We start from the raw sequence: 22,502 nt of genomic DNA, 5'->3' as shown, positions 1-22,502 counted from the left end.
GATCTCGTGAGCCGTGCGGTACTTCGCCGCGTCGCCGGTGGCAGGCAGCTGCGGGCGCAAGGCCTCGAACCATTCGTCGCCGACGATGTTGGGTGGATCCCAATCGCAAGGCCCAGTTGCCCACTGCCGGTAGGAATCTCGCGCGTCCGCTAGACCTGTCCGCCACCGTTGAATCGCTTCGCACCGCTGCGCGTGCAATCGCATGCTTAGCTGGTGCCTGTGGTCGGCGTGCCCCATCACCCTGGGCAGCACCGCGTCGGAGACCGACCTCGCGACCGCCGCCGTCCCCGCCGCCGAAGCGCCCACGACAATTCCCATCAGACCCATCAACGCAGCGTCCACCCGCTGATCGTGGCATATCCCTCGAGGCCCCGCCGCCCACCCGGCGCACACCGGCGCCACCGCGCTGTTACATGATGAAAAGCGTCGCGCCGCGGGCACCGGCGCGGAATCGGACCGTCGACTCTCTCCCGAGGAGCAGCCAACCATGTCGCGGATCGACACACACCACCACGCCATCCCGTCGTTCTATCGAGACATGCTGCGAAAAGCCAGGATTGACGAAGCGGGCGGCCGGGCGCTGCCGGACTGGAGCCCGGAAGCCTCGTTGCAGACGATGGCGGAACTGAACGTCGCCACCGCAATACTTTCGGTGTCGACGCCGGGCACCACGTTCCTGCCGAGCGCGGCCGATGCGGCCTCGCTGGCCCGTGACCTCAACGACTACCTCGCCGGGCTCGTCGCCGACCAGCCCGACCGGTTCGGATTCTTCGCGACCCTCCCCACGCCGCACCTGCGCGAGTCCGTCGGCGAGGCCGCCAGGTCGATCGACGAATTGCACGCCGACGGGGTGGTGCTGCTCGCCAACAGCGCCGGGACCTATCTCGGGCAAGACGGTCAAGACGACCTGTTCGCCGCGCTGGACGCGCGCTCGGCGGTGGTGTTCATCCATCCCGGCGAACTGCCCGGACCGGTGATCGACGGGGTCGCGCCGTTTGCCGTCGACTTCCTGCTCGATACCACCCGTGCCGCGTATTTGCTTGTACGCAATGGCATTTGCCGTCGATACCCGAACATCAAGTTCATCCTCAGCCACGCGGGCGGGTTCGTCCCCTATGCCTCGCACCGGATGGCGGTCAGCATCATGGGCGACACCGGACGCAGCCCGAGCGACAGCCTGGATGACTTCGCCGGCTTCTACTTCGACACCGCGCTGTCCTCGAGCGCCGCCGCGCTGCCGAGCCTGCTGGCGTTCGCCAAACCCGGCCACGTGACCTTCGGCTCGGACTGGCCCTTCGCGCCGGTGGCGGCCGGCAAGCTGTTCGCCGCCGGCCTGGAGACCTACCCGGGCCTGCGCCCGGAAGCCCGCGCGGCGATCGAGCGGGACAACGCGCTCGCGCTGTTCCCCCGACTCGGCGCGGCCGCGCCGCCCAAGCCCGGCTCGGCGCTCGACATGCTGCGCCGCAGCGCCAGCCGGGCGGTCATGCGTGGGATGGTAAGACTGGTCAACACCCGTTGACGAGCGCTCAGAGCCAGGCCTGCTGCCACGACTGGATGCGTTCGGCCAGTTCGGGTCCGCGGTCCTCTTGAATGAAGTGGCTGGCGTTGATCCTGGCGTGTGGCTGGCCCGCGGCGCCGGGGATGTGCTTGATCAGGGCGCTGTCCGCCCGCCCGAGGATGGGATCGCGGGCTCCGAAGATGGCGAGAAAGGGCTTTTCCCACCGGCCGAGGGCATCCCATGCTTTCCTGTTGGCCGGAATCGCCGGATCGGTGGGTGAGGTGGGCACCAGCTGAGGAAACGCGCGAGCCCCGGCCTGATAGGTCTTGTCGGGGAAGGGCGCGTCGTAGCCGGCCCGGACTTTCGACGGCACCCGGCGAACGGTCCCGGCGCTGACGATGCGGCCGGCGGGCAGGACGGGGGAGTAGTGCGCAAAGGCGCGCCAGGCGTAGAAGGCCGGCGGGGTGCGCCGTTGCGCCGTCGGGAGGAAACCGTTGGCCACCACCAGCCGCGCGACCCGGTCGGGCTGCTCGGCGGCGATGCGCAGCCCGATCAGCGATCCCCAGTCCTGCACGAACAGCGTGACGTCCCTGAGATTGAGATGCTCGAACCACGAGATCACCCACTCCACGTGGCGCTGGTAGGTGTAATCCTCGACCCGGCTGGGCTTGTCCGAACGGCCGAAACCGATCAGATCGGGCGCGAGCACGCGGTTCCCGGCGTCGGTCAGGGGCGGGATCATCGTGCGGTAGAGGTAGCTCCACGTGGGCTCGCCGTGCAGCAGAACGATCGGCGGCCCTTCGATGGTGCCCTCGTCGAGGTAGTGCATGCGAAGCGGCCGGGTGTCGCTCGCGGTTACGTCGAGGTAATGCGCAACGAACGGGTAGTCCTCCAGGTTTTCGAATCGGGAGTCCGGGGTTCGCAGCACATGCATATCAGCTCCTCCGGTGAACCGGCACCTCTGTTAGCCTCTCGCGCCGGCGCGAATTCGTCTAGTGCGAGATTCATTGAGCTGGGCGCCAACGGCTATTAAACTGGCTTGTTCATGGCAATTCGGCGCGCGGTTCTGCTCATAGCCGACATCGGCGGGTACACGCATTACATGCAGTGGAACCGGACGCACCTTGCCCATGCCCAGCTGACGGTTGCGGGCCTGCTGGAGTCGGTCATCAACGCGGGCAAGGGTTTGAAGCTGGCCAAGCTCGAAGGTGACGCCGCGTTCTTCTGGGCGCCGGACAGCCACGCCAAAGAGGTGGTGTGCGACCGCTTGTCACGGATGCGCGCGTCGTTCCTGGAGCGGCGTGAGCGGATGAAAAATGACATCGCTTGCCAGTGCGCGAGTTGCGCACAGCTGGAGAAGCTGTCGCTCAAGTTCGTTGTGCACGTGGGCGAGGTGGCGGATCAGAAGGTGAAACGCCACGTCGAGCTGGCCGGCTTCGATGTCATTCTGGTGCACCGCATGCTGAAAAACATGGTGCCGGTTGCCGAATACGTGCTGATGACCGATCCCGTCGCGGCGTGCCTCGACGAGCCTATGCGCGAGCTTTGCATGCCGTTGGTGCACGTCTTCGACGGCATCGGAGAAACGTCGACGCACTACATCGACCTTGCGGCGGTGCAGGTTCCCGTCGCGGTGCCGCGGCGCAGTTTTTTCCGCAGGCTCGGCGCGACGACGAGGTTCGAACTCGACAGCCTGCCCTTTACGCTCGGCATGAAGGAGCCCGCCCAGGGGTTTCGAAATTTGGGCCGGGGCGCCGAGGAAGTCTCCGCGTAGCCGAAAACCCGTGTGGCACGGTGCCTTTCCATTATCGGATGTCGGCCAGGGCCCGTCCCATTCGGGAGACCGCCTTGGTGAGGATGGCTCGCGAGGTGGCGAAGTTCAGTCGCACGTGTCCGGTTCCGCCGGTGCCGAACACGTGGCCGGAGCTGAGCGCCACCCGCGCGTGATCGAGGAACCAGCGGGCCGGCCCGGACAGATCGGCAACCACCGCAAGGCCATCGGCGGCTTCTTCGTCGAAGTTGAGCTCCCGGCAATCCAGCCACGCTAGGTAAGTCCCTTGCGGCCATTGGTATTTCACTTTCGGAAGGTGCTCGGCGATCAACTCGCCCAGCAATGTCCTGTTCTCGTCCAGGCCCCGCAGGGTGGCGTCGAGCCAGTCGCTGCCGCTCCGAAACGCCTCGGCGTGGGCGATGACGCCGAGGTGGCTGGGTCCGTGACCGACCTCCTCCGGCATCCGGTTCAGGTCTGCGGCGGCCTCGGGTCCGGCGATGGCCAGCGCAGCTTTCAAGCCGGAGAGATTCCAGGCCTTCGACGCCGAGATCAGGGCAAAGGCGTTCTCGGCACCCGGGACGGTGAGGAAGGGAGTGAACCGCGATCCCGGCAGAATGACGGGAGCGTGAATCTCATCTGACACCACCCGCACGCCGAATCGACGGGCGAGTTCGGCGACCGCACCGAGTTCGTCGGCGGTGTGCACCGATCCGGTCGGGTTGTGCGGATTGCACAGCAGATAGGCGACCTTCGCGTCCCTTCCCGCTCCTGCGCGAGCCCGAACGAAGGCATTCTCCAAGGCGTCCAAGTCAATTCGCCCATCGGCGAGGGGCGCCTCGATGACGCGGCGTCCGTCGTGCGCGACGAAGGCGTAGAACGGCGCATAGACCGGCGGGTTGACGACGACGGCGTCACCGCGCTCGGTGAGCAGGCGCAACACCTCGACGACACCGAGCATGACGTCGGGAACCAGCGCGGTGCGGCCCACTTCCAGGTCGTGCCACTGCCAACGCCGCGCCGCGAATTGGCTGACCGCTTCGGCCAGCGCGGTTCCGCAGGGATATCCGGTGTCGCCGTTGTCGATGGCCTTCCGCAGCGCTTCGGCCACCGTCGGTGCCAGGTTGACGTCCATCTCGGCGACCCACAACGGCAGGACGTCGGCGGGGTGCGCACCCCATTTCATGCTGGTGCGAACCCGCAGTTGCTGCAGTGTCAATTCCTCGAGCGGATTAACCGTCACGCCCGCAGACTAACCGGCGCGACCTACCCCCCGACAAACGCTTTTTGGGGGATGGTCAAGGGAAGGTCCACCGAACTCAGCAATCCCGGCTGGGCGGCAACGACATACGGGACGGCGTTGACGACGCGCATCGCGGTGGCCACCATGGCGCCCGCCCCGGAGGTCATCCCGCCGATGCCGGCCTTGGCGGGATCCTTCAGCGTCGCGGCCAGCGTGCAGTCGATGTCCGGATCGCCGGAGATCATCACTCGGTAGGACAGATCGCCGATCCCGGTGGGCCAGTCGGGGGCGACGTCGTGCGCGAGCCGGGTGACGTGCTCGATGACGATGGCTTCCCGGCCGTCGACCACGCCGATCGCCTGCATCCGCAGCGCGCCGCAGGTTCCGGCCTCGACGGTGCCCATCGCGACCTCCAGCGTCCGGTTGGTGACGGCGCGGTCGAAACCTTCGCGCACTTCCTGGACTTCGACCCCCAACGCGTCGGCGATCAACCGGATCTGGCCCTGCCATTCGCCGGCGATGGCTCCCGGGTAGCTGATCCAGGGCTGGTAGTCGAGCGGACGGCCGAAGCCCAGCGCGTCGCTCATGATGTCGGGAACCCCGTAGTCGTCGTACAGGCCGATCTCGAAGGAGTGGATCTTGTCGATCGACGAGGACTGCGTGGACAGCACCAGCGGCAGATAGTCGGCGGCGAAGCCCGGCTCGATCCCGGAGGCGTACAGCGACACCTGGCCCTGCTTGGCCGCGGCGACCAGCTGGTCGCGCCACTCCGCGGGCTCGTAGGCGTGCGGGTTGACCAACCGCGTGGTGCTGGTGGTCACGACGTTGATCCCGGCCTCGAGCAGCTTGACGTAATCCGGGATGGCCAGCGCGTCCCGCTCCGGACCGCTGGCCGCGTAGATGACACAGTCGGGCTTGAGCGCGATCAACGCGTCGGCGTCGTTGGTGGCTTTCAGGCCGATCGGCTCACCGCCGGCCAGCTCGCCCGCGTCCTTGCCGACTTTGTCGTCCGAGTGCACCCACACGCCGACCAAATCCAGATTGGGGCGCCGCTGGATCGCGCGGATGGCGATCGAGCCGATGCCCCCCGTCGCCCACACCACCACGCGATGAGCCGTCATCTTGTTCCTCCTCAGGTGCGTGCGCGGCGCGCAACACGACGAAAGCCGGGGCGGCCGTTGCATTTACGTGGACGGCAGCGGCCATTGTGACCAACGTTCGACTTGGAAACTACCGCCGCGAATCCGCTCGGTCAAGGATTTAAGAAAGCGGGCACTATCTTAACGAACAAATTTTAGGTTAGGGTGCAGCTGTGACGGCCCACCAGCGGTTTGCCCGCCTCCGAGCGACAATTCGGGGCGGCGGGATGAGCTGGGGGCCACACCTGCTGCACGACGCGAAAACGGCGGCGTCCTACCGGCCGCACGACGCGACCAGTGAGGAGAATGCCTATGCGTATTGTCGTGTGGTCGACGGGCGGAGTCGGCTCGAACGCGATCGATGCCATCCGGCGACGGCCGGACCTGGAACTTGTTGGCGTGTGGGTGCATTCACCCGACAAGGTCGGTAAGGACGCGGGCGAGCTGGCCGGCGGGGAGCCCCTGGGCGTCGCGGCCACCAATGATGCCGACGCGCTGATCGCGCTGGCCCCCGATTGCGTGGTCTACGCGGCCAGCGGCCCCGACCGCGATGGCGCGGCCGTGCCCGACTACGTGCGTCTGCTGGCGGCGGGCATCAATGTGGTGTCGACGTCGTCGACGAGTCTGGTGTACCCGCCGTCCTATTTCGCGCCCAACTGGCGCGACGAACTGGACGCGGCGGCCAAAGCCGGCCAGGCGTCGTTCTACGTGTCGGGCATCTTCCCCGGGTTCGCTTCTGATCAGCTCGCGCTGCTCATGACGACCCAGTCCAAGAGCATCCGCCGGATCACGGCCAGCGAGGTGGCGCTCAACGATCACTACCCGGTGGCCGACGTGATGATGAACGGGATGGGCTTTGGTCGGCCGCTGGACTTCGAGCCGATGCTCAAGACGCCCGGCTTCATCGAAATGGCTTGGAAGGCACCGATTCATCTGATGGCGGAGGGGCTCGGCGTCGAGGTGGAGGAAATTCGCGGTTCGCTCGACCGCGAACTCACGGGCCGGGATATCGAGGTGGCCTTCGGCACCGTCGGGGCCGGCACCTGCGGTGCCGTGCGGACCCGCGCGGCGGGAGTGGTCAATGGGCGCGAGGCCATCGTGATCGAGCATGTCATCCGGATGGCCCGCGACGTCGCACCCGATTGGCCCACCTCGGACTGCGACGCCACGTATCGGGTCGACATCGAGGGCGATCCCGACATCCACTGCGAGATGACGCTGGGCGAGAGTGCAGGTCACGGGGCGGGGCGAGCCGCGATGGCGTCCACGGCGATGCGTGTCGTCAACGCGATCCCGTATGTCGTCGACGCGCCCGCGGGCCTGCTGAGCTCGCTGGACCTCCCGACCACGCTGCCCCTTTACGCCTTCGACTGAACGTGTAACGTACGTCGCAAAGATTAGGGCAGCTAGGAGTTTGCCGTGTACACATTGCGCTTCGACATGCGCGACCCCGAATGGGCAGCGCCCCCAGCCGATCTGTACGCGGCAGCGCCCGAAATGTCCGCGTGGGCCGAGGAACACGGTGGTCTGGCCGCCGTGCTGTGCGAACACCACGGCTCCGAGGACGGCTATCTGCCGTCGCCGTTCTTGCTGGCCTCGGCGGTGGCCGCGCGGACGCAGCGGCTGGCGCTGAGCCTGATCCTCATCCTGCCGTTCTACGAAACCGTGCGCCTCGCCGAGGACATGGCGGTACTCGACATCATCAGCAACGGGCGGGCCTCCTACATCCTGGCCCTGGGCTACCGGCCCGAGGAGTTCGAGCACTTCGGCGTGCCGATCAAGAAGCGCGGCCGCGTCTGCGACGAGAAGCTCGCGCTGTTGCGGCGACTGCTCGCCGGCGAAGCCGTCGTCGAGGACGGACGGCGGATCAGTGTGACGCCCCGCCCGCTAACGCCCGGCGGGCCGGGACTGATGTGGGGTGGGGGAACGATCGCCGCGGCGAAACGGGCCGGCCGGTACGGCCTGGGCATGCTGGGCAACGCCAACGCGCCGGGCATGCAGGAGGCCTACGAGGAAGCCTGCCGCGAGCACGGGCATACGCCCGGCCCGACGATGTTCCCCGACCGCAACACGCCCTCGGTCGTGTTCGTCGCCGAGGACGTGGACCAGGCGTGGAAAGAGATCGGCGAGCACCTGCTGCACGACGTGCGCACCTACGCCGCATGGAATCCGGGGGACGAGACGACGGCGGGATTCAGCCACGTCAACACCATCGACGAGCTGCGTGAGACAGGGACGTCGCATGTGATTATCTCAGTGCCGGAAGCGATTTCGCGGGTGAAGGCGGGCCAGGTGCTTAACCTTTCGCCGCTGTGCGGTGGGCTGCCGCCGGAGATCGCGTGGCCGTACCTCAAGCGCGTGGGCGAAGTGGTGCTGCCGGAGGCGCTCGGCTGACCGCTACTCCTCGCCGAAGCGATCGACGAGGTGCGAGTTGACGCCGTCGGCGTCGAGTCGCCGCGCCACCAGATAGCCGGCCCCCATCCAGGCGCGCCGAGACCAGTTACCGAACGACACCCGTGTTCCCGGGGCGCCGGATGCGGCCGGCATCATCTTGACGCGTTCGAGCGCCTCCTTCACCCCGCGCGGGCTCAACGGGTGGGCGTCGGCGAGCGCCCGCAGCAGCGTGTGCGCGACGTCCCGATTCACCACCGGCACACACCATTCCGGTCGCCGGCCGTAGGCCTCGTTGTACTCGTCGAGGAATTGCTGCCCGACCGCGTTGCCCTCGTCGTACTGGTCGACGCCGGTCCAGCCCATGAAGGCGTTCCACATGATGGGGTTGAGCCAGGCGTTCTGGAAGGCGGTACCGCAGAACCGGGGCGGATCCCAGCCCAGCGCCTCGAGCGCCGGGTTGACGAACACGATCCCGAAGCCGAATCCGCAGTGCACGATCGCCTGTGCTTTGGCGTCGTGCAGTGCCTGCACGGCGTCGCTGACGTCGCCGGCGGTCTGGGCGACCGACGCCTCGGCCACGATCCGAATACCCTTGCGCCGGCAGGCATCCCGGAAGTTCTTCAGATAGGCCTCGCCAACCAGGGATTGCTCGATCAGCACGCCCACCTCGGTGTGACCACCCTTGGCCAGCAGGTCGGACCAAAAGATCGGCTCGTCGGTGTGCGAGCCCATCGGATACGCGAAAACCCATTCGCTCAGCGCCGCGTCCGATCCCGTCACGCTGATGCAGGGAACCTTGAACCGCTCGTCGATCGCTTCGCGGGTCGGGATCACGTTGTCGCCGATGTTCGGGCCGAAGACGGCCAGGCAGCCCTCGTCGCACAGCTCGCCGTAGGCGTCGATGACCGCCTTGACCGATCCCTTGGGCAGGCCCTCGACTTCGCGGTAGATGATCTCGATCGGCCGATCGATCAGCCCCTGCTCGACGCCCTTCTTGAAGACTAGGCCGAAGGGTTGCGTCAGGTCCTCGAAGTACGTTTGCGGAAAGCCTTCCGGCAGTAGGAAGTCCATCAGGTAGCCGATCTTGATCGGCTGGGCGGTGCTCTCGTAACCCATGTGATCGCTGCCTTATTTGGGTTGATTGGGGACGCCGGGGTACAGCTGCTCCGTCGGTCCCGCGGTGACGTAGCCGCCCAGCTTCGTAATGAGGTGCGGCGCAAAGACCGCGCCGTACACCAGATGTCCGACGACGATGACGGCCACGACCGACAGCACCGCCGACTGGCCCCGGGTCTTCGACCTCTTGTCCGCCCACATATCGATGACGTTTCGTCCCTCGGCGTCGGTGCGGCCGAGGAGATACGTGAACAGCATCATCTGGATGCCCATCGCCAGCGAGTCGTACAGCGGGTACTGGTGCTTGGTGCCCTCGAAGATCGCGAGACCGGGAATCACGTAGCCGTAGTAGAAGTTGCCGAGCTGGGCCCCGGTGTAGGCGTTGAAGAACAAAGCCCAGCAGAAACCGACGACGAGGCCGACCACGAGCAGGGTAATCGGCCTGCGCCAGTTGAACTTTGCGCTCAGCCACCGTCCGAGGGCGGCCCCGGTCACGGCGGGAATGATGAAGTAGGAGACGTAGCCGATCGGCACCGCCAACGGCAGCCCGCCCCACGTCACGTTCAACGGCCACCAGGACGGCATGCGGGGCAGCCCGGGCGGAAACTGTGCGTACATCGCCCAGTCGTAGGGTGACTCGATCCAGGAGAACGAGATCGCCGAGATGCCGAGCAGCAAGAGTGGGTGGATGCGCCGGCGGCGGTAGCTCAGATAGATGCCCGCGATCAGGAAGACGATGCTCGCGGCGTAGGAGAAGTACTGCGCCCCGGCCATCACCGGCGTCATTTGGTTGTTCACTGGCGGCCCTCGTCGCTCGGCGCGCGCCGCGCCTCCGGGTCGAAGCGGAGTACCAGCCCGAATATCAGGACGATCAGCCCGAACAGCGTCCCGAGCATGATGACAGCGCCCATGATGTCACCCTTCCGATGGTTTCGCCTTTAAGGTAGTGGATACTATCCTATGTGGATAGCGGATACTATCCCCAAGGCGGCCGGCCCCAAGGCCGTGTGGAGGAGTGGACATCGGTGCCCCAGCGAGCAATTAAGCAACCGACGCCGACGACCGTGGCGCGTCGCCCGCGCGGCGAGCCGCGCCGGCTTTTGCTCGACGCCGCCCGGGAGCTCTTCGCCGGCCAGGACTATCGCAGCACCACGACACGTGAGATCGCCCAGGCCGCCGGGGTCACCGAACATCTGCTGTTCCGCAACTTCGGTTCGAAGGCCGCGCTGTTCCGCGAGGCGCTCGTCGTGCCCTTCGTGACTTTCGTCGATGAATTCGGCCAGACTTGGCAGTCGGTGGTTCCCGAGGAGACCGACGAGGGGGAGCTGACTCGGCTGTTCGTCTCGAAGCTCTACGACGTGTTCGTCCAACACCAGGGTCTGCTGTTGACCCTGATGGCCGCCGAGAGCCTCAGCGACGAGGAGAAGGTCGACGCCGGCATCGCCGAGATCCGCCGGGCGGTCACGGTGCTGGGCCAGATCAGCGTGGAAGGCATGCAATTGCGCGGGTTGCGGTCCGATCACCCTGACCTGCCGGCCCACTCGACCGTGTCGATGATCGCCGGCATGGCCGCGCTGCGTTCGACCTACTTTGGGAACAACCCACCGCCGCGGGAGGTGATCGTTGAGGAACTCGTCCAAGCACTCTTGCACGGCTTCTTGCACCGCAACGACTGAGATAGGGATCCGACAATGACAAGCCCCAGCGCCGTCGAGTTGTATTACGACCCATTCGATGTCGAGATCGACTCGAATCCATACCCGGTATGGAAGCGGATGCGCGAAGAAGCGCCGCTGTACTACAACGAAAAGTACAACTTTTACGCGCTGAGTCGATACGACGACGTGGTGCGCGAGCTGCCGAACTGGGAGACCTACCGCTCCGGCAAGGGCACCACCGCCGACATCCTGTTCGCGAACATCGAAGTGCCGCCGGGCATTCTGCTGTTCGAGGATCCGCCGCTGCACGACCTGCACCGCAAACTGCTGTCCCGCGTCTTCACGCCCCGGCGCATGTTGGCGGTCGAGGATCTCGTGCGTGGGTTCTGTATCCGAGAACTCGACCCGTTGGTCGGCGGGAGCGGCTTCGACTTCATCGCGGATCTGGGCGCGATAATGCCGATGCGGACCATCGGCTACCTGTTGGGCATTCCCGAGGCCGATCAAGAAAAGATCCGGGACCGCAGCGTCGCCAACATCTCCTTGTCCGAGGACAGCGACCCCGCCGCGGTCGATGCGAATGTCTTCGCGAATTCCATCGCCCTGTTCGCCGAGTACATCGAGTGGCGGGCCGAGCATCCCTCCGACGACCTGATGACCGAGCTGTTGCGGGCCGAGATCGATGAGCCGGACGGAACGAGGCGTCCGTTGACGCGGACCGAGGTGCTGGCCTACACCGCGATGATCGCAGGCGCGGGCAACGAAACCACCGCTCGCTTAATCGGTTTCATGGGCCAACTGTTGTCGGATCATCCGGATCAACGCCGCGAACTCGTCGAGGACCCGTCGCTGATTCCCGGCGCCATCGAGGAGACGTTGCGGTACGAGCCGCCGTCACCGGTGCAGGCCCGCTACGTCGCGCGCGATGCCGAGCACTATGGCCGCAAAGTGCCGGAAGGATCGTTCATGTTGCTGCTGAACGCCTCGGCCAACCGGGACGAAAGCCACTTCCCGGATGCGGATCGTTACGATATCCACCGCCGCGGAAGCCATCTCAGCTTCGGGCAGGGCCTGCACTTCTGCCTGGGCTCGGCGCTGGCGCGGCTCGAGGCGCGGGTGGCCTTCGAAGAAGTGTTGAAGCGTTGGCCGGACTGGGAAGTCGACTATGCGAATGCCCAACGGGCGCATACCGCGAGCGTGCGGGGCTGGGCGCGCCTGCCCGTCGTCACTTGAGCGCGGGGCGGGCCTTCGGGGCGGCTCTTTCGTCGAGCGTGAAGTTAGTTTCACGCTCGTCGCCGAACGTAAAGTTAGTTTCACGCTCGGCGCGGCTAGGTGCCGCTCTGGTCCACCAAGACCGCGCCGTCGGGCTGATTTCCCAACGTCTGCAACGCAATATCGTCGCCCTGGGCGGTGAGGCGCACGATCTGGGCCAGTTGCCCGGGGGCGTCGCACTGCAGATAGTGGTCGGCGCCGGGCAACACCCAGTAGCGGTTGCGGCCCGGCTTGTGTTTCAGGTACGTCTGCCAGACGTGATTGGGGACGCGCAACGGTGCCACGTTGTCGTGGACGCCCCACACCACGGTCGTGTTGAGGTCGCTGGTGGAAAGCGCTTCCAGCCAACCGGTTTCGTCGGCCGCCCGCTCGTGCAGGTATTGGATGGTGTCGGGCAGCACGCGGATGCCGTCGTTGTGGGCGAAGCATTTGGCGAGCGCCGCGATCTCCGGATCCTCCAGTGTGCGTCGCGGCATGAACGTGCTCGCGCCCATGCCAGCCGCCAGCATCTCCGGCGTCGTGGCAGCCGCGGTGGCCCGCGCGGTCGCGGGGTCGAGCAGCGCGGTCTGAAACGCGGTGAGGTTGGAAAGTGGAAGGTAGATGTTGGCGTTGGTCAAAATCAGGTCGACGGGAGTGGCCGGCGGGTCTTGCGCGGCCAGCATGCCCGCCGCGATCATGCCGACGCTGCTGCCGCGGTCGTGGGTGAGCATGCGGTATTGGGTGAGCCCCCACACCTGGGTGATCGCATGGACGAGCAGGCGCGCGTCGTCGTAGAGCGAGTACACGTAGGGCTCGGGTGGTTTGTCGGAGAGTCCGTAGCCGGGAAAGTCGAGCAGGTAAATGTCGAACTCCGCGCTCAGTTCACCCGCCAACCCGTAATAGTCGATGCTGCTGGTCGGAAAGCCGTGCACCAACACCAAGGCGGGCGCACCGGGAGTGCCGCACCGGCGGCTGAACACCGCGACCTCTTGGCCGTCGTTGGCGGCCGTCGTCGAGCGCCAACGAAGCTCGGTGCCGCCGTCTTGCCACTGCCCAAAAATGTCCAAGCTGTCAGCATCGCAGAGGCGCTCGCGGCAGACAATACGCGCTTACGGGCACGTCACGTGGATTCCGAAAGTCACATCTCGCAAGCCACTTTGGCCGGGCGTGGTGGCCTGGCCGGTCCCGGTGACCGTGTAGCTCTTGCCGTCCTTGGTCGCCTGGACCTGAGTCGGGAATTTCGTTCCCTGATACGGCAATTGGTACAGTCCGCTGTCCAGCTTGAGCGAAATGGCGAAGCCGTCGATGCCGGGGGGCTGCTCATCGGAGACGGCCAGCGACACCGATGCGGAATCGTCGCGCACGCTGATCCGGGTGGTGAGGTCGCCCGATTCCGGGGGAGAGGCGCTCGGCTGCGCCGCCGAGCGGGTGCAGTCCACCGCGGCGATCATCGTGTGCTTGTTTCCATCGATCATGACGGTCGTGCTTGCCAACGGCGGGCCCGAACTCGGTGCGGCGGCGGGGTGATCTCCCTTGCTGGAACAGGCCGGCAGGCCGGCCGCCAGGGCCGCCAGGCCGAGCGCGGCGGCCGCGCGGACGACCCACCGCTGGCTGCGGCGATTGCCGGGATTGGTCATGGCACCCCCTTGGGCTAGGTCGTCACGAGGACTATAGGTCCCGTTCGTTTCCCCTGCCTGACTAAAACCGGAGCGCGGGAAAAACTCCACCCCTGGCGAGTTGATTCGATATATGTTTATATAGACGGATGTCGAAGCAGTTGGTGATGGAGTGTTGTCCGGCACTGGGTGCGGCCGCGTTGGCCGAGCCGCAAGCCGCTGAGCTGGCCGCGATGTTCAAGGCGCTCAGCGATCCGGTGCGGCTGCGACTGTTGAGCCTGGTCGCCAGCCATCCCGGCGGCCAGGCCTGCGTCTGCGAGATCTCCCAGACATTCGACGTGTCACAACCGACGATCTCCCATCACCTCAAGACGCTGCGGTCAGCCGGGCTGTTGGATTGTGAACGACGCGGCACATGGGTCTACTACTGGGTGGTTCCCGCTGCATTGCAACAGCTTTCGTCCGTGCTCAGCGTCGATGCACGCGTGACCGCGGACTGTGGGGCATGAACTCGATCGACACGGCGGTCGGCGCCCGGCTTTCGACGTTGGATCGGTTCCTGCCGGGATGGATCGCGATCGCCATGGTCGCGGGGTTGCTGCTCGGCCGCTTGGTGCCCGGCGTGGGGCGGGCGGTCAGCGCCGTTGAGGTCGATGGCATTTCGTTGCCCATCGCGATCGGCCTGCTGGTGATGATGTACCCGGTGCTGGCCAAGGTGCGCTACGACCAGCTCGACAGCGTCACCCGCGACCGCAGGCTCATGGTGGCATCCGTGGTGCTGAACTGGCTGATCGGACCCGTCGTGATGTTCGCCCTGGCCTGGCTGATGCTGCCGGATCTGCCGGAATACCGCACCGGGCTGATCATCGTGGGTTTGGCGCGCTGCATCGCCATGGTCATCATCTGGAACGACCTCGCGTGCGGCGACCGCGAAGCCGCCGCGGTTCTGGTCGCGCTGAATTCGATGTTCCAGGTCGTCATGTTCGCCGCCCTGGGCTGGTTCTATCTGTCGGTGCTGCCCGGGTGGCTGGGGCTGAGCACCACCGGCATCGACGTATCCGCCTGGCATATCGCGAAATCCGTGATCATCTTCCTGGGCATCCCGCTGCTGGCCGGATATCTGTCGCGGCGCCTCGGTGAGCGCACCAGGGGCCGCGGCTGGTACGAGAGTCGTTTCCTGCCCCGGATCGGGCCGTGGGCGCTGTATGGATTGCTGTTCACCATCGTCATCCTCTTCGCGCTGCAAGGTCACCAGATCACCTCGCGGCCTTGGGACGTCGCGCGAATCGCGCTGCCGCTGCTGGTGTATTTCGCGATCATGTGGGCCGGAGGATACGGGCTGGGAGTCCTGCTGCGACTCGGCTACGCCCGCACCACCACCCTGGCCTTCACCGCCGCCGGCAACAACTTTGAGCTCGCGATCGCGGTGGCGATCGCCACCTACGGCGCCGCGTCCGGTCAGGCCCTGGCCGGTGTGGTCGGGCCGCTGATCGAGGTGCCGATCCTGGTCGCGCTGGTCTACGTTTCGCAGGCCCTGCGACCGCGGCTCTTTGGTGAGACCCGAATGAGCGGCGAAAGGAAGGTAACCATGTCGCGTGTTCAACTGGCCCTCAACGTCGACAACCTGGACGAAGCAATCGCGTTCTACGCCACACTATTCGGCGTGGATCCGGCCAAGGTCAAGCCCGGCTACGCCAACTTCGCCGTTGACGAGCCGCCACTGAAATTGGTGTTGCTGGAGAACCCCGGTCACGGCGGCACCCTCAACCACCTCGGCGTCGAGGTCACCTCCAGCGACACCGTGCACAACGAAAGCCGGCGGCTCGCCGGGGCTGGCTTGCTGACCGACGACGAGACCGACACCACGTGCTGCTTCGCCACCCAGGACAAAGTGTGGGTGACGGGTCCGGGCGGTGAACGTTGGGAGATCTACACGGTGAAGGCCGATTCCGAGACATTCGGACCCGCCGACCAATCGGAATCCACCTGCTGCGCTTCCTAGGCGCCGTGCGCGGTCACTGCCAGGCGTCCCAACCGATCATGCTGCGCAGCGGGCCGGCGAACACCGGCCGCACCGCGCCTGAACGCCAACGCTCTTCGAGGATGGGGGCCAGCGCCCCGATGACGGTCAGCGGATCCTCGTCGAGGTAGACAACAGTGATGTATTGGTGGTCGGTTCGCCAGCCGCGCGGTAGGTGAGTCCACCCGGCGCTGGAACCGAACGTCCACGCGCCGGCTGTGCCCGGCGCGGCGAGCAGGGCCGGGTAGTGCTCGGCATGCAACCATTGCAGCCAATCGTCGGGCCGGCCGTCGGTGGGTTCTTCGACGATCAGCACGATGCCGCGGTGTGGCCGAAACGGCACCACCTCGGGCGAAACCAGGGCGTGCGGTGAGGATTGCCACTGCAGCAGGCGCAGGCCGGCCACTTGCAGCGACCGCCGCACGACCGGGAAGCGACCGTTGTCGCGCAACGCGCGGCCGAGGGTGACGAAGTCGTCGAAGGTCTTCTCGACGGGATCGCCGACCAGATAGTGCACCGCGTTGCCGATTTCACCCAAGGGGCCATTGGCGGCCAGGCGGTGATCGGGATAATCGCCGTCGGCGATCCAGCGCAGCCCGTGCACGATGCCCGGCAGCTGATATTGCTCCGGCATGTGGTCCAGCAGGTGCCAGCGCAGATAACTGCCGTCATCGTCATCCGGTGGTGCGGCGGTGAGGCTGAAAATGCCTGCCCTGACGCGGATCACGCGGGACCGCCGGCGGGGGAATGCAGTTCGGCCAGCGCCTGCAGGCTCTCCAGGTAATGCTGCAGCGAGGTGTGGCGGAAGGCGGCGCTGACGATGGTCGCGCCGTGTGCGGTGGTCTCGCCCAGCAGCTCGCGGGTTCGCTCCGGCTGGCCGATGGGGTCCAAAAGTGCGGGGGCGGGCAGGACGACGTCGAATCCAGGACGAAGATCGAAGCGGCCCAGCCAATCCCGCGCCTGCTGCAGGCTCACATTGAACGGGGCCCAGCCGTCGGCCAGGGTTGCGGCGCGGCGCAAAGATCGCAGCGTCCGCCCGCCGATCCAAATGGGCACGTGCTCTTGGACCGCGCGGGGATCGACGACCAGGCCGTCGAACGAATAGAACTCGCCGTGGTAGGCCGGTTCGTCGACCGACAGCGACGCGCGCAGCGCCCGTAACGCGTCGTCCCCCCGCCGGCCACGGTCGTCGAAGGGTGCGCCGATCAGGTCGAATTCTTCCTTGAGGCTGCCGACGCCGACCCCCAAAATCAGCCTCCCGCCGCTGATCTGGTCCAGGGTGCCGTAGCGCTTGGCGATTTCGAGGGGATGGTGATAGGCGAGCACCAACACGTTGGTGGCCAACCGAATTCGCTGTGTGCGGGCGGCCAGGTAGCCGAAAGTGGCCAGCGGATCCCAATAACGGGTGCCGCGGCGGCCCCGCTCGGCCGCGGGCAGTGCGATGTGCTCGCTGCAGGTCAGGTGGTGGTAGCCGAGCCGGTCAGCGGCCTCGGCGATCTGAGCCACATCCTCGATGGTGGCGGTCTTCTCCCACTCGCCGCTGCTCCCGGGAAACATCGTCACCACCGGGGTGGCCACCGACAGTCTGGCGTGTCCGCTCATCCCTGCATGTACCCTCCGGCATCGACGGGAATCGACTGACCCGTGATGGTGCGGCTTTCGTCGCTGGCGAGGAACAGCGCCAGGTTGGCGATATCCTCGGTCGAGGAGATGTCTTGCAAAGCAACGCCTTTGAGTAGCTTCTTGCGAACCGCTTCGACGTCGACGCCTTGTTCGTCAGCGGTGCGTTGCACCCATTTGCGCCACAGCTCGGTGTCGATGGCCCCGGGCACAATGCAATTGCACCGGATGCCGTGCGGGCCGACCTCGAGCGCGACGGCCTTGGTGAACGCCCGCAGTGACGCCTTCGCGGTGACGTAGTGGGTTTTGCGGACCATCCCGGTGTAGCTGACGGTGGAGGAGAAGTTCAGGATGACGCCGCGGCGGCGCTGAAGCATCGACTGGTTGAGCACTTCGCGGGTGCACAGCATCGCGGCGGTGACGTCGATGGCGATGGTGGCATTCCAGTTGTCCAGCGTCTGCTCCCAGATCCAGCGGTCCTGTCCGGGGGCGGCGGCGTTGTTGCACAGGATGTCGACCTGGCCGAACTCGTCGACGGCCCGCGCCACCATGGCCGCGACGTCGTTCTCGTCGGTCACGTCGCGCGCATGGCGATGGCGCCGGGACCGGCCGCCTCGGCGGCCGCGCGGACCAGCTCTTCGCGCCGTGCGGCCAGCAAGACCTTGGCGCCTTCGCGGACGAACAACGAGCCCAGCACCGGTCCCAGGCCGGTGCTGGCCCCGGTGATGATCGCGACCTTGCCGTCGAGCCGGCCGGTCATAACGTCGTGTTTGCGGGCACGCATGTTGCGAGCCTCGCGTGGATTCGTTCGGCGACGGCCAGCCGCCCGGGGTCGAGCATCATGTCATGGTCATCTTCGGCTCCCGAGGCCAGACTCCTGTGTGCGCCGCGTTCCCGGCTTCGCTGCAACGCCGCTGAGACTAACCGCTGGCTCGACATCGAGGGCCGGAATCAGCAAAGCTGCGTGAGCCCTTCCGGGTCATCCTCGTCGTGGCGTTTACTGTGTCGGTGGGTGATGGTGCGGATCGCGGCGAACGGCGCACGCTGGTGTTGTCCGCCTTTCCGGGCGAAGCCGACGCGGTGCTGTCCCACACTACGCTCGATCCCGATCCGGTGGTCGTCGCTGACCGTCGGCGCTTTTACCTTGGCGCGATAAGCGGCAAGAAGGTGATCGTGGCGATGACCGGCATCGGGCTGACGAACGCCACCGACACCACCGAGACCGCCTTCGTCCGCTTCGCTAGTGGGTCCGCCATTACGATTGGTGCCGTGGTCTTTTCGGGCGTCGCGGGCGGGGGCGGCCGCACCAGCATCGCGGATGTGGCGGTACCGGCGCGGTGGACATTAGACGGCGGCACGACATTTCATTCGGTCGATCCGGGGATGCTGGCCACGGCCGAGAAGCTCTCCGTCGCATTGGAAAACGTTGCGGGGCGTATAAAACTGCGGCACCGGCCGCAGGTGTTCGCCGGCGGCGACGGATGCAGCTGGGACAACAACAACGGCGTGGCGTTTCCGTGCATCCCGCACGGAGGCAGCGTTTTTGGTTGCCAGCCTCACAGCGTGCCCAGTCGTTCACTTCTGTATTCCGGCAACTTCTTCCGGGCGACGGGCCCTTGGCTGAGAAGCGCACTGATCAGCAACCTGAATATCGTATCGACGTCAGACCCGGCCTTCGACGCGACGGATATGGAGACTGCGGCCGCGCAGGCTGTTGTCGACGCGCATGGTGTCCCGTTCGTTGGCATCCGGGGCATCACGGACGGGCCAGGCGATCCGCTTCACTTGCCGGGCTTTCCGTTCCAGTTCTTCTGCTACAAACGGATCGCGGCGCAGAACGCCGCCCGGGTAACCGCGGCTTTCCTGCAGAGTTGGTCCGGCCGCTGACCGCTACTCGGGACCGCGTTCCACCGGATAGGCGGGATCCGAGCTCCATTCGGACCACGACCCCGGATACAACGCCGCCTCGCGGCCCGTCGCGGCGAGCGCGGCGATCGTGACCGTGGCGGTGACGCCCGAGCCGCAGTAGGCGCCCACCGCGTCGTGACGCTCGATAGCGCGATCGGACAACAGTTGTGCGAGCGAGTCGTCGTCGAGGAAGGTGCCGTCGGTCGCCAGGACCGACGTGCTGGGCAGATTCTTCGCACCGGGAATGTGGCCGGCGACGGGGTCGAGGGGTTCGACGTCGCCGCGGTAGCGTTCCGGTGCGCGCGCATCGAGCAGCGTCACGGTGTCTTCGGCGGCGCGCTGGGCCGTCAGCGTACGGCGGCTTCCCGCATACAGATCATGGTGCGGCACAGTCACATTCCCGGGCGTTGGATCGACGGGTCCGGTCTCGAGACCGTGTCCGGCCGAACGCCACGCCGCCAGGCCGCCGTCCAGAATGCGTACGTTGTCCAGCCCGGCCGCGGTCAGCACCCACCACGCCCGTGCCGAACCGGCGCGGTTCCAGTCGTCGTACACCACCACCAACGCGTCCTGCCGGATTCCCCAGCTGCGCGCGGCGGCCTCCAGGTTGCGTCCCGTCGGCAGCGGATGGCGGCCCTTGCCGGAGACCGTGTGGTCGCTCAGGTCATCGTCGAGTGAGACGTAGACGGCGCCAGGAATGTGCCCGTCCAGGTAGGCCGGCCGCCCGTCGGGAGCGTCGATTCTCCACCGCACGTCCAGGATGGTCAGCGGCTCGCCAGCGGAGATGATGTCCGCCAACTCGGTAGCGGTGATCAGTACCTGGTTGCGTGCTCCCACCGGATCCTCCTTGTTGGTCTCCAGTGAGCCTAGCCAGCCCAGCGAGCAACTGCGGGCCGTGGGCTCCGACCGATGGTCTGGCATACCGACCACCGGTCGGTTATGCTGATCGCGCAGATGGAGGTGGTGCAATGAGCACTTCGCAGCAGTCGCAGATCCGGACGCGCATGTTTGCCCGCGTGATGGGCCCGTATCTCACGATCGTGCCCACGACGGTCGCGATACGCGGTTCCTACGTGCAGGCGCTGTTCACCGAGTTCAAGGCAAATCCGATGTGGCCGTGGCTGTATGGCGCCATCCTTTTGATGGGTGGGCTGTTCATCATCGCTTTTCACCAGTACTGGCGCGGACTCGCGGCAATCATCGTGTCCGCCGTGGGCTGGTTCTTCCTCATTCGCGGGCTGTTGCTGTTGACCGTTCCCATGGCCTACGACGCGGCCGGCGACGTCATCTACGGCTCGGGTGCTTTCGCGGCGATATGGGCGTTGTTCATCGGCCTCGCCTTGGCCGGGCTGTACCTGACCTACGTGGGCTGGAAACCGGAACCCCGCACGCCTGAGACTGTGCCGGGAACAACCCAGGATCGCCCGGGTGCCGCGGGTAGTTAAGCACCCCGATATCCGCCGGGCGGAACTGCTGGATAGAGCGACCGAATTATTTCTGCGGCGTGGCTATGACAACGTCAGCCTGAACGATTTGATCGCCGATGCCGGTGTCTCCAAAGGCGCTTTCTACCACTGGTTTCCGTCGAAGGACGCGCTGATAGCCGCGCTGGTCGAGCGCAGCGCGCGAGCGGCGTTCACCGTCATCGAGGATGCCGTCGCCGCGTGTGGCGGGAATGCGCTGGCCCGCCTCAATGCTGTGCTGCAAGCCGGTTTTGACGTCAAGATGAAGATGGGCGTGCCCGAGCAGCTGGCCGCCATGGTGGCGTTGCTGCGTCCCGACAACGCCCATCTGTACGCACGAATACTGGCCGTGGACGAGGCGTTGTCCTTGCCCCTGTTGACGCGCCTGATCTCCGAAGGAGTCGCCGACGGCGTCTTCGACACCTTTGACCCCGAAGGGGTCGCCGACATGATCTACGGGCTCGCCGCGCGCACAAACGCGGCCGTCCTCGATGTGCTCGAGGCGAGCGACAATGCCGCGCGAGCACGGGCGATCGATGCTCTCGCAACGCGTTTCAGACTCCACGGCATTGCCGTCGACCGCATACTGGGCCTACCAGACGGAAGCGTCACCACGCTGACGCGTGCACAGGTCGAAGCGATGGTCGGGGCGTCGGGTGGAAAGAATCTCGGCTAAGCGCTTTCCTGAGCAGTCCCCAATGATGCGAGCATGCCCGCCGCCGCCCGTTCCCAGGTGAAGTTCTCCGCCCGGCGTCGTGCGGAGGTGCGGCGGTGTTGTTCGGGCCGGTCGACGATCGTGCCGACCGCCCACGCCATGGCGAATGGGTCGTTGTCGGCCAAGGCGCCGCTGTCCGGAGTGACGATCTCGGTCAGCGCCGAGGTGCGCGACACCACGGCCGGTGTCCCGCACGCCAGCGATTCCAGCGCGGCCAGACCAAATGTCTCGTGCGGTCCCGGTGCCAGCGTCACGTCCGCCGTGGCCAGCAATCCGGCGACGGTATGCCGGTCATTGATGAAGCCGGTGAAGTCGATCGGAAGGCGGGAGGCCTGCCTCTCCAGCTTCGCCCGCATCGGTCCCTCGCCCACCACGACCAACCGGGCGTCGACGCCGGCATGACACAGGGCGCCCAGTGCGTCGATGCTGCGGTCGACGCGCTTCTCGACCGACAGGCGCCCGCAATGAACCAGCAGCATTTGTTGCGGCGCCGCCCACCGCTCGCGCACCAGCTGGGAGTGCCGGCGCGGATGAAACATCTGCAGGTCCACACCGAGCGGGACCGTGACGGTGTTGGCCGCACCGATCCGGTCGAATTCCTCGCGCGCGAAACCGGTCGTACACACCACGGTGTCATAATTGGCCGCCGTCCGCCTGTTGGCGAAGTCGGCGAACTTCTGTGCGGGGCGGCGCGGAAGTATCTGTCCCACAAGGCGATCCAGGCGCTCATGAGATATCATCACGGTCCGCGCGCCGTATTCGCGGCCCCAAGGGCCCAGCGACCTCAGCGTGAGCCGATCAGAGACCTCCAACGCGTCGGGCTGCAGCGCTTCCAGCAGCGTTTTGACAGGTCCGGGCATCACCGCGCGGTAGCCACCGGTGAATGGAATCAGCTTAGCGGGCAAGGTGATTCGCACCACCCCCGTGGGCAGCTGAGTATGTTCCGCACAGCGGCCGGGGACGATCAAGAAGACCTCGTGCCCACTGGCGCAATATTCCGCACCCAGCCGGTCGATCGCGGTGCGAAGGCCGCCAGAGCGAGGGCCATAGAAGTTGGCGACCTGTACAACGCGCATAACGTGAGGACACGCGG

At 66.2% G+C, this 22,502-nt stretch carries 24 protein-coding genes and 1 pseudogene; 12 read left to right on the top strand and 13 right to left on the bottom strand.

The window, feature by feature from the left end:
• Positions 1–487 precede the first annotated feature (487 nt).
• Positions 488–1,519: an amidohydrolase family protein gene (locus A5732_RS04310; RefSeq protein ID WP_076100929.1), complete on the top strand. Its 1,032-nt coding sequence runs from the start codon at positions 488–490 to the stop codon at positions 1,517–1,519.
• 7 nt (positions 1,520–1,526) lie between these two features.
• Here the strand turns inward: A5732_RS04310 and A5732_RS04305 are convergent, their stop codons facing one another.
• Entirely contained in the window at positions 1,527–2,432 is a 906-nt protein-coding gene (locus A5732_RS04305; protein ID WP_076053987.1) for a haloalkane dehalogenase, read from the bottom strand.
• 111 nt (positions 2,433–2,543) lie between these two features.
• On the opposite strand from A5732_RS04305, the gene A5732_RS04300 reads away from it, so the two are divergent.
• A complete protein-coding gene (locus tag A5732_RS04300) occupies positions 2,544–3,272 on the top strand; it encodes a DUF2652 domain-containing protein (RefSeq protein WP_076053985.1) in 729 nt (242 codons plus the stop codon).
• A 31-nt stretch (positions 3,273–3,303) separates the two neighbouring features.
• Here the strand turns inward: A5732_RS04300 and A5732_RS04295 are convergent, their stop codons facing one another.
• The gene (locus A5732_RS04295; RefSeq protein WP_076100926.1) at positions 3,304–4,509 is read right to left on the bottom strand and encodes a MalY/PatB family protein; all 1,206 of its coding nucleotides are present in this window, start codon (positions 4,507–4,509) and stop codon (positions 3,304–3,306) included.
• 23 nt (positions 4,510–4,532) lie between these two features.
• Positions 4,533–5,630, bottom strand: coding sequence for an NAD(P)H-dependent amine dehydrogenase family protein (locus A5732_RS04290; protein WP_076054325.1), 1,098 nt, complete (start codon positions 5,628–5,630; stop codon positions 4,533–4,535).
• 330 nt (positions 5,631–5,960) lie between these two features.
• On the opposite strand from A5732_RS04290, the gene A5732_RS04285 reads away from it, so the two are divergent.
• Both A5732_RS04285 and A5732_RS04280 read left to right on the top strand, forming a co-directional pair.
• On the top strand, positions 5,961–7,022 hold the full coding sequence (locus A5732_RS04285; RefSeq protein WP_171974954.1) for a dihydrodipicolinate reductase: 1,062 nt from the start codon (positions 5,961–5,963) through the stop codon (positions 7,020–7,022).
• A 45-nt stretch (positions 7,023–7,067) separates the two neighbouring features.
• A complete protein-coding gene (locus tag A5732_RS04280; protein ID WP_076053979.1) occupies positions 7,068–8,042 on the top strand; it encodes an LLM class flavin-dependent oxidoreductase in 975 nt (324 codons plus the stop codon).
• A 3-nt stretch (positions 8,043–8,045) separates the two neighbouring features.
• Here A5732_RS04280 and A5732_RS04275 read toward each other — a convergent pair whose 3' ends face one another.
• Positions 8,046–9,158, bottom strand: coding sequence for an ABC transporter substrate-binding protein (locus A5732_RS04275; RefSeq protein ID WP_076100920.1), 1,113 nt, complete (start codon positions 9,156–9,158; stop codon positions 8,046–8,048).
• A 12-nt stretch (positions 9,159–9,170) separates the two neighbouring features.
• Entirely contained in the window at positions 9,171–9,956 is a 786-nt protein-coding gene (locus A5732_RS04270; protein ID WP_076053976.1) for a spirocyclase AveC family protein, read from the bottom strand.
• A 227-nt stretch (positions 9,957–10,183) separates the two neighbouring features.
• On the opposite strand from A5732_RS04270, the gene A5732_RS04265 reads away from it, so the two are divergent.
• Both A5732_RS04265 and A5732_RS04260 read left to right on the top strand, forming a co-directional pair.
• Complete coding sequence (locus tag A5732_RS04265; protein ID WP_142256550.1) at positions 10,184–10,834, top strand: TetR/AcrR family transcriptional regulator; 651 nt, start codon at positions 10,184–10,186, stop codon at positions 10,832–10,834.
• Positions 10,835–10,849: 15 nt separating this feature from the next.
• Complete coding sequence (locus tag A5732_RS04260) at positions 10,850–12,049, top strand: cytochrome P450 (RefSeq protein ID WP_076100916.1); 1,200 nt, start codon at positions 10,850–10,852, stop codon at positions 12,047–12,049.
• A 95-nt stretch (positions 12,050–12,144) separates the two neighbouring features.
• On the opposite strand, the gene A5732_RS04255 is transcribed toward A5732_RS04260, so the two are convergent.
• Both A5732_RS04255 and A5732_RS04250 read right to left on the bottom strand, forming a co-directional pair.
• Entirely contained in the window at positions 12,145–13,134 is a 990-nt protein-coding gene (locus A5732_RS04255) for an alpha/beta fold hydrolase (protein ID WP_076100914.1), read from the bottom strand.
• 42 nt (positions 13,135–13,176) lie between these two features.
• On the bottom strand, positions 13,177–13,704 hold the full coding sequence (locus A5732_RS04250; protein WP_076053971.1) for a lipoprotein LpqH: 528 nt from the start codon (positions 13,702–13,704) through the stop codon (positions 13,177–13,179).
• 128 nt (positions 13,705–13,832) lie between these two features.
• Here A5732_RS04250 and A5732_RS04245 point away from each other — a divergent pair, with 128 nt between their 5' ends.
• The 3 genes and pseudogenes from A5732_RS04245 (at position 13,833) to A5732_RS27520 (ending at position 15,685) form a co-directional block, all read left to right on the top strand.
• Positions 13,833–14,192, top strand: coding sequence for an ArsR/SmtB family transcription factor (locus A5732_RS04245; RefSeq protein ID WP_076100911.1), 360 nt, complete (start codon positions 13,833–13,835; stop codon positions 14,190–14,192).
• Positions 14,189–15,238: pseudogene (gene arsB / locus A5732_RS04240) on the top strand (ACR3 family arsenite efflux transporter); the annotation flags it as partial. The gene A5732_RS04245 and the pseudogene arsB, both read left to right, overlap by 4 nt.
• A 9-nt stretch (positions 15,239–15,247) precedes the next feature.
• Positions 15,248–15,685, top strand: a complete 438-nt coding sequence (locus A5732_RS27520) for an ArsI/CadI family heavy metal resistance metalloenzyme (protein WP_364298305.1) — start codon at positions 15,248–15,250, stop codon at positions 15,683–15,685.
• Positions 15,686–15,698: 13 nt separating this feature from the next.
• On the opposite strand, the gene A5732_RS04230 is transcribed toward A5732_RS27520, so the two are convergent.
• From A5732_RS04230 to A5732_RS27515, 4 genes are read right to left on the bottom strand one after another with little or no spacing between them, the layout of a single operon-like run.
• Positions 15,699–16,427, bottom strand: coding sequence for a hypothetical protein (locus A5732_RS04230; protein WP_076100996.1), 729 nt, complete (start codon positions 16,425–16,427; stop codon positions 15,699–15,701).
• A complete protein-coding gene (locus tag A5732_RS04225; RefSeq protein ID WP_076100908.1) occupies positions 16,427–17,305 on the bottom strand; it encodes an LLM class F420-dependent oxidoreductase in 879 nt (292 codons plus the stop codon). The genes A5732_RS04230 and A5732_RS04225 overlap by 1 nt, the downstream gene beginning before the upstream one ends.
• Positions 17,302–17,901 (bottom strand): SDR family NAD(P)-dependent oxidoreductase, encoded by a 600-nt coding sequence (locus tag A5732_RS04220; RefSeq protein ID WP_253188998.1) that lies wholly within the window; start codon positions 17,899–17,901, stop codon positions 17,302–17,304. Before A5732_RS04220 ends, A5732_RS04225 begins: the two co-directional genes overlap by 4 nt.
• Entirely contained in the window at positions 17,898–18,107 is a 210-nt protein-coding gene (locus tag A5732_RS27515; RefSeq protein ID WP_253188997.1) for an SDR family NAD(P)-dependent oxidoreductase, read from the bottom strand. The genes A5732_RS04220 and A5732_RS27515 overlap by 4 nt, the downstream gene beginning before the upstream one ends.
• 224 nt (positions 18,108–18,331) lie before the next feature.
• Between A5732_RS27515 and A5732_RS04215 the strand changes: the two genes are divergently transcribed.
• Entirely contained in the window at positions 18,332–19,210 is an 879-nt protein-coding gene (locus tag A5732_RS04215; RefSeq protein ID WP_139334711.1) for a phosphorylase family protein, read from the top strand.
• Between the two features lie 3 nt (positions 19,211–19,213).
• Here A5732_RS04215 and A5732_RS04210 read toward each other — a convergent pair whose 3' ends face one another.
• Positions 19,214–20,068, bottom strand: coding sequence for a sulfurtransferase (locus A5732_RS04210; protein WP_076100994.1), 855 nt, complete (start codon positions 20,066–20,068; stop codon positions 19,214–19,216).
• Between the two features lie 131 nt (positions 20,069–20,199).
• Between A5732_RS04210 and A5732_RS04205 the strand changes: the two genes are divergently transcribed.
• Together A5732_RS04205 and A5732_RS04200 are read left to right on the top strand one after the other, a co-directional pair.
• Positions 20,200–20,676 (top strand): hypothetical protein, encoded by a 477-nt coding sequence (locus A5732_RS04205; protein WP_076100905.1) that lies wholly within the window; start codon positions 20,200–20,202, stop codon positions 20,674–20,676.
• Positions 20,660–21,370: a TetR/AcrR family transcriptional regulator gene (locus A5732_RS04200; protein WP_076100902.1), complete on the top strand. Its 711-nt coding sequence runs from the start codon at positions 20,660–20,662 to the stop codon at positions 21,368–21,370. The genes A5732_RS04205 and A5732_RS04200 overlap by 17 nt, the downstream gene beginning before the upstream one ends.
• Here the strand turns inward: A5732_RS04200 and A5732_RS04195 are convergent.
• Complete coding sequence (locus A5732_RS04195; protein ID WP_076100899.1) at positions 21,367–22,485, bottom strand: glycosyltransferase; 1,119 nt, start codon at positions 22,483–22,485, stop codon at positions 21,367–21,369. The genes A5732_RS04200 and A5732_RS04195 overlap by 4 nt on opposite strands.
• Between the last annotated feature and the right edge of the window lie 17 nt (positions 22,486–22,502).

Source organism: Mycobacterium colombiense, from assembly GCF_001953985.1.
GTDB classification, from domain to species: domain Bacteria; phylum Actinomycetota; class Actinomycetes; order Mycobacteriales; family Mycobacteriaceae; genus Mycobacterium; species Mycobacterium colombiense_B.
The sequence above is the reverse complement of the archived record's forward strand: the minus strand, read 5'-3'. Positions and strand labels throughout refer to the sequence as shown.

Bases quoted from the DNA above. Each gene is read 5' to 3' on its own strand.
- A5732_RS04250 (WP_076053971.1), bottom strand. From the start codon at position 13,704: ATGACCAATCCCGGCAATCGCCGCAGCCAGCGGTGGGTCGTCCGCGCG.
- A5732_RS27515 (WP_253188997.1), bottom strand. From the start codon at position 18,107: ATGCGTGCCCGCAAACACGACGTTATGACCGGCCGGCTCGACGGCAAG.
- A5732_RS04290 (WP_076054325.1), bottom strand. From the start codon at position 5,630: ATGACGGCTCATCGCGTGGTGGTGTGGGCGACGGGGGGCATCGGCTCG.
- A5732_RS04195 (WP_076100899.1), bottom strand. From the start codon at position 22,485: ATGCGCGTTGTACAGGTCGCCAACTTCTATGGCCCTCGCTCTGGCGGC.
- A5732_RS04205 (WP_076100905.1), top strand. From the start codon at position 20,200: ATGAGCACTTCGCAGCAGTCGCAGATCCGGACGCGCATGTTTGCCCGC.
- A5732_RS04305 (WP_076053987.1), bottom strand. From the start codon at position 2,432: ATGCATGTGCTGCGAACCCCGGACTCCCGATTCGAAAACCTGGAGGAC.
- A5732_RS04260 (WP_076100916.1), top strand. From the start codon at position 10,850: ATGACAAGCCCCAGCGCCGTCGAGTTGTATTACGACCCATTCGATGTC.
- A5732_RS04225 (WP_076100908.1), bottom strand. From the start codon at position 17,305: ATGAGCGGACACGCCAGACTGTCGGTGGCCACCCCGGTGGTGACGATG.
- A5732_RS04245 (WP_076100911.1), top strand. From the start codon at position 13,833: ATGTCGAAGCAGTTGGTGATGGAGTGTTGTCCGGCACTGGGTGCGGCC.
- A5732_RS04285 (WP_171974954.1), top strand. From the start codon at position 5,961: ATGCGTATTGTCGTGTGGTCGACGGGCGGAGTCGGCTCGAACGCGATC.
- A5732_RS04310 (WP_076100929.1), top strand. From the start codon at position 488: ATGTCGCGGATCGACACACACCACCACGCCATCCCGTCGTTCTATCGA.
- A5732_RS04275 (WP_076100920.1), bottom strand. From the start codon at position 9,158: ATGGGTTACGAGAGCACCGCCCAGCCGATCAAGATCGGCTACCTGATG.
- A5732_RS27520 (WP_364298305.1), top strand. From the start codon at position 15,248: ATGAGCGGCGAAAGGAAGGTAACCATGTCGCGTGTTCAACTGGCCCTC.
- A5732_RS04300 (WP_076053985.1), top strand. From the start codon at position 2,544: ATGGCAATTCGGCGCGCGGTTCTGCTCATAGCCGACATCGGCGGGTAC.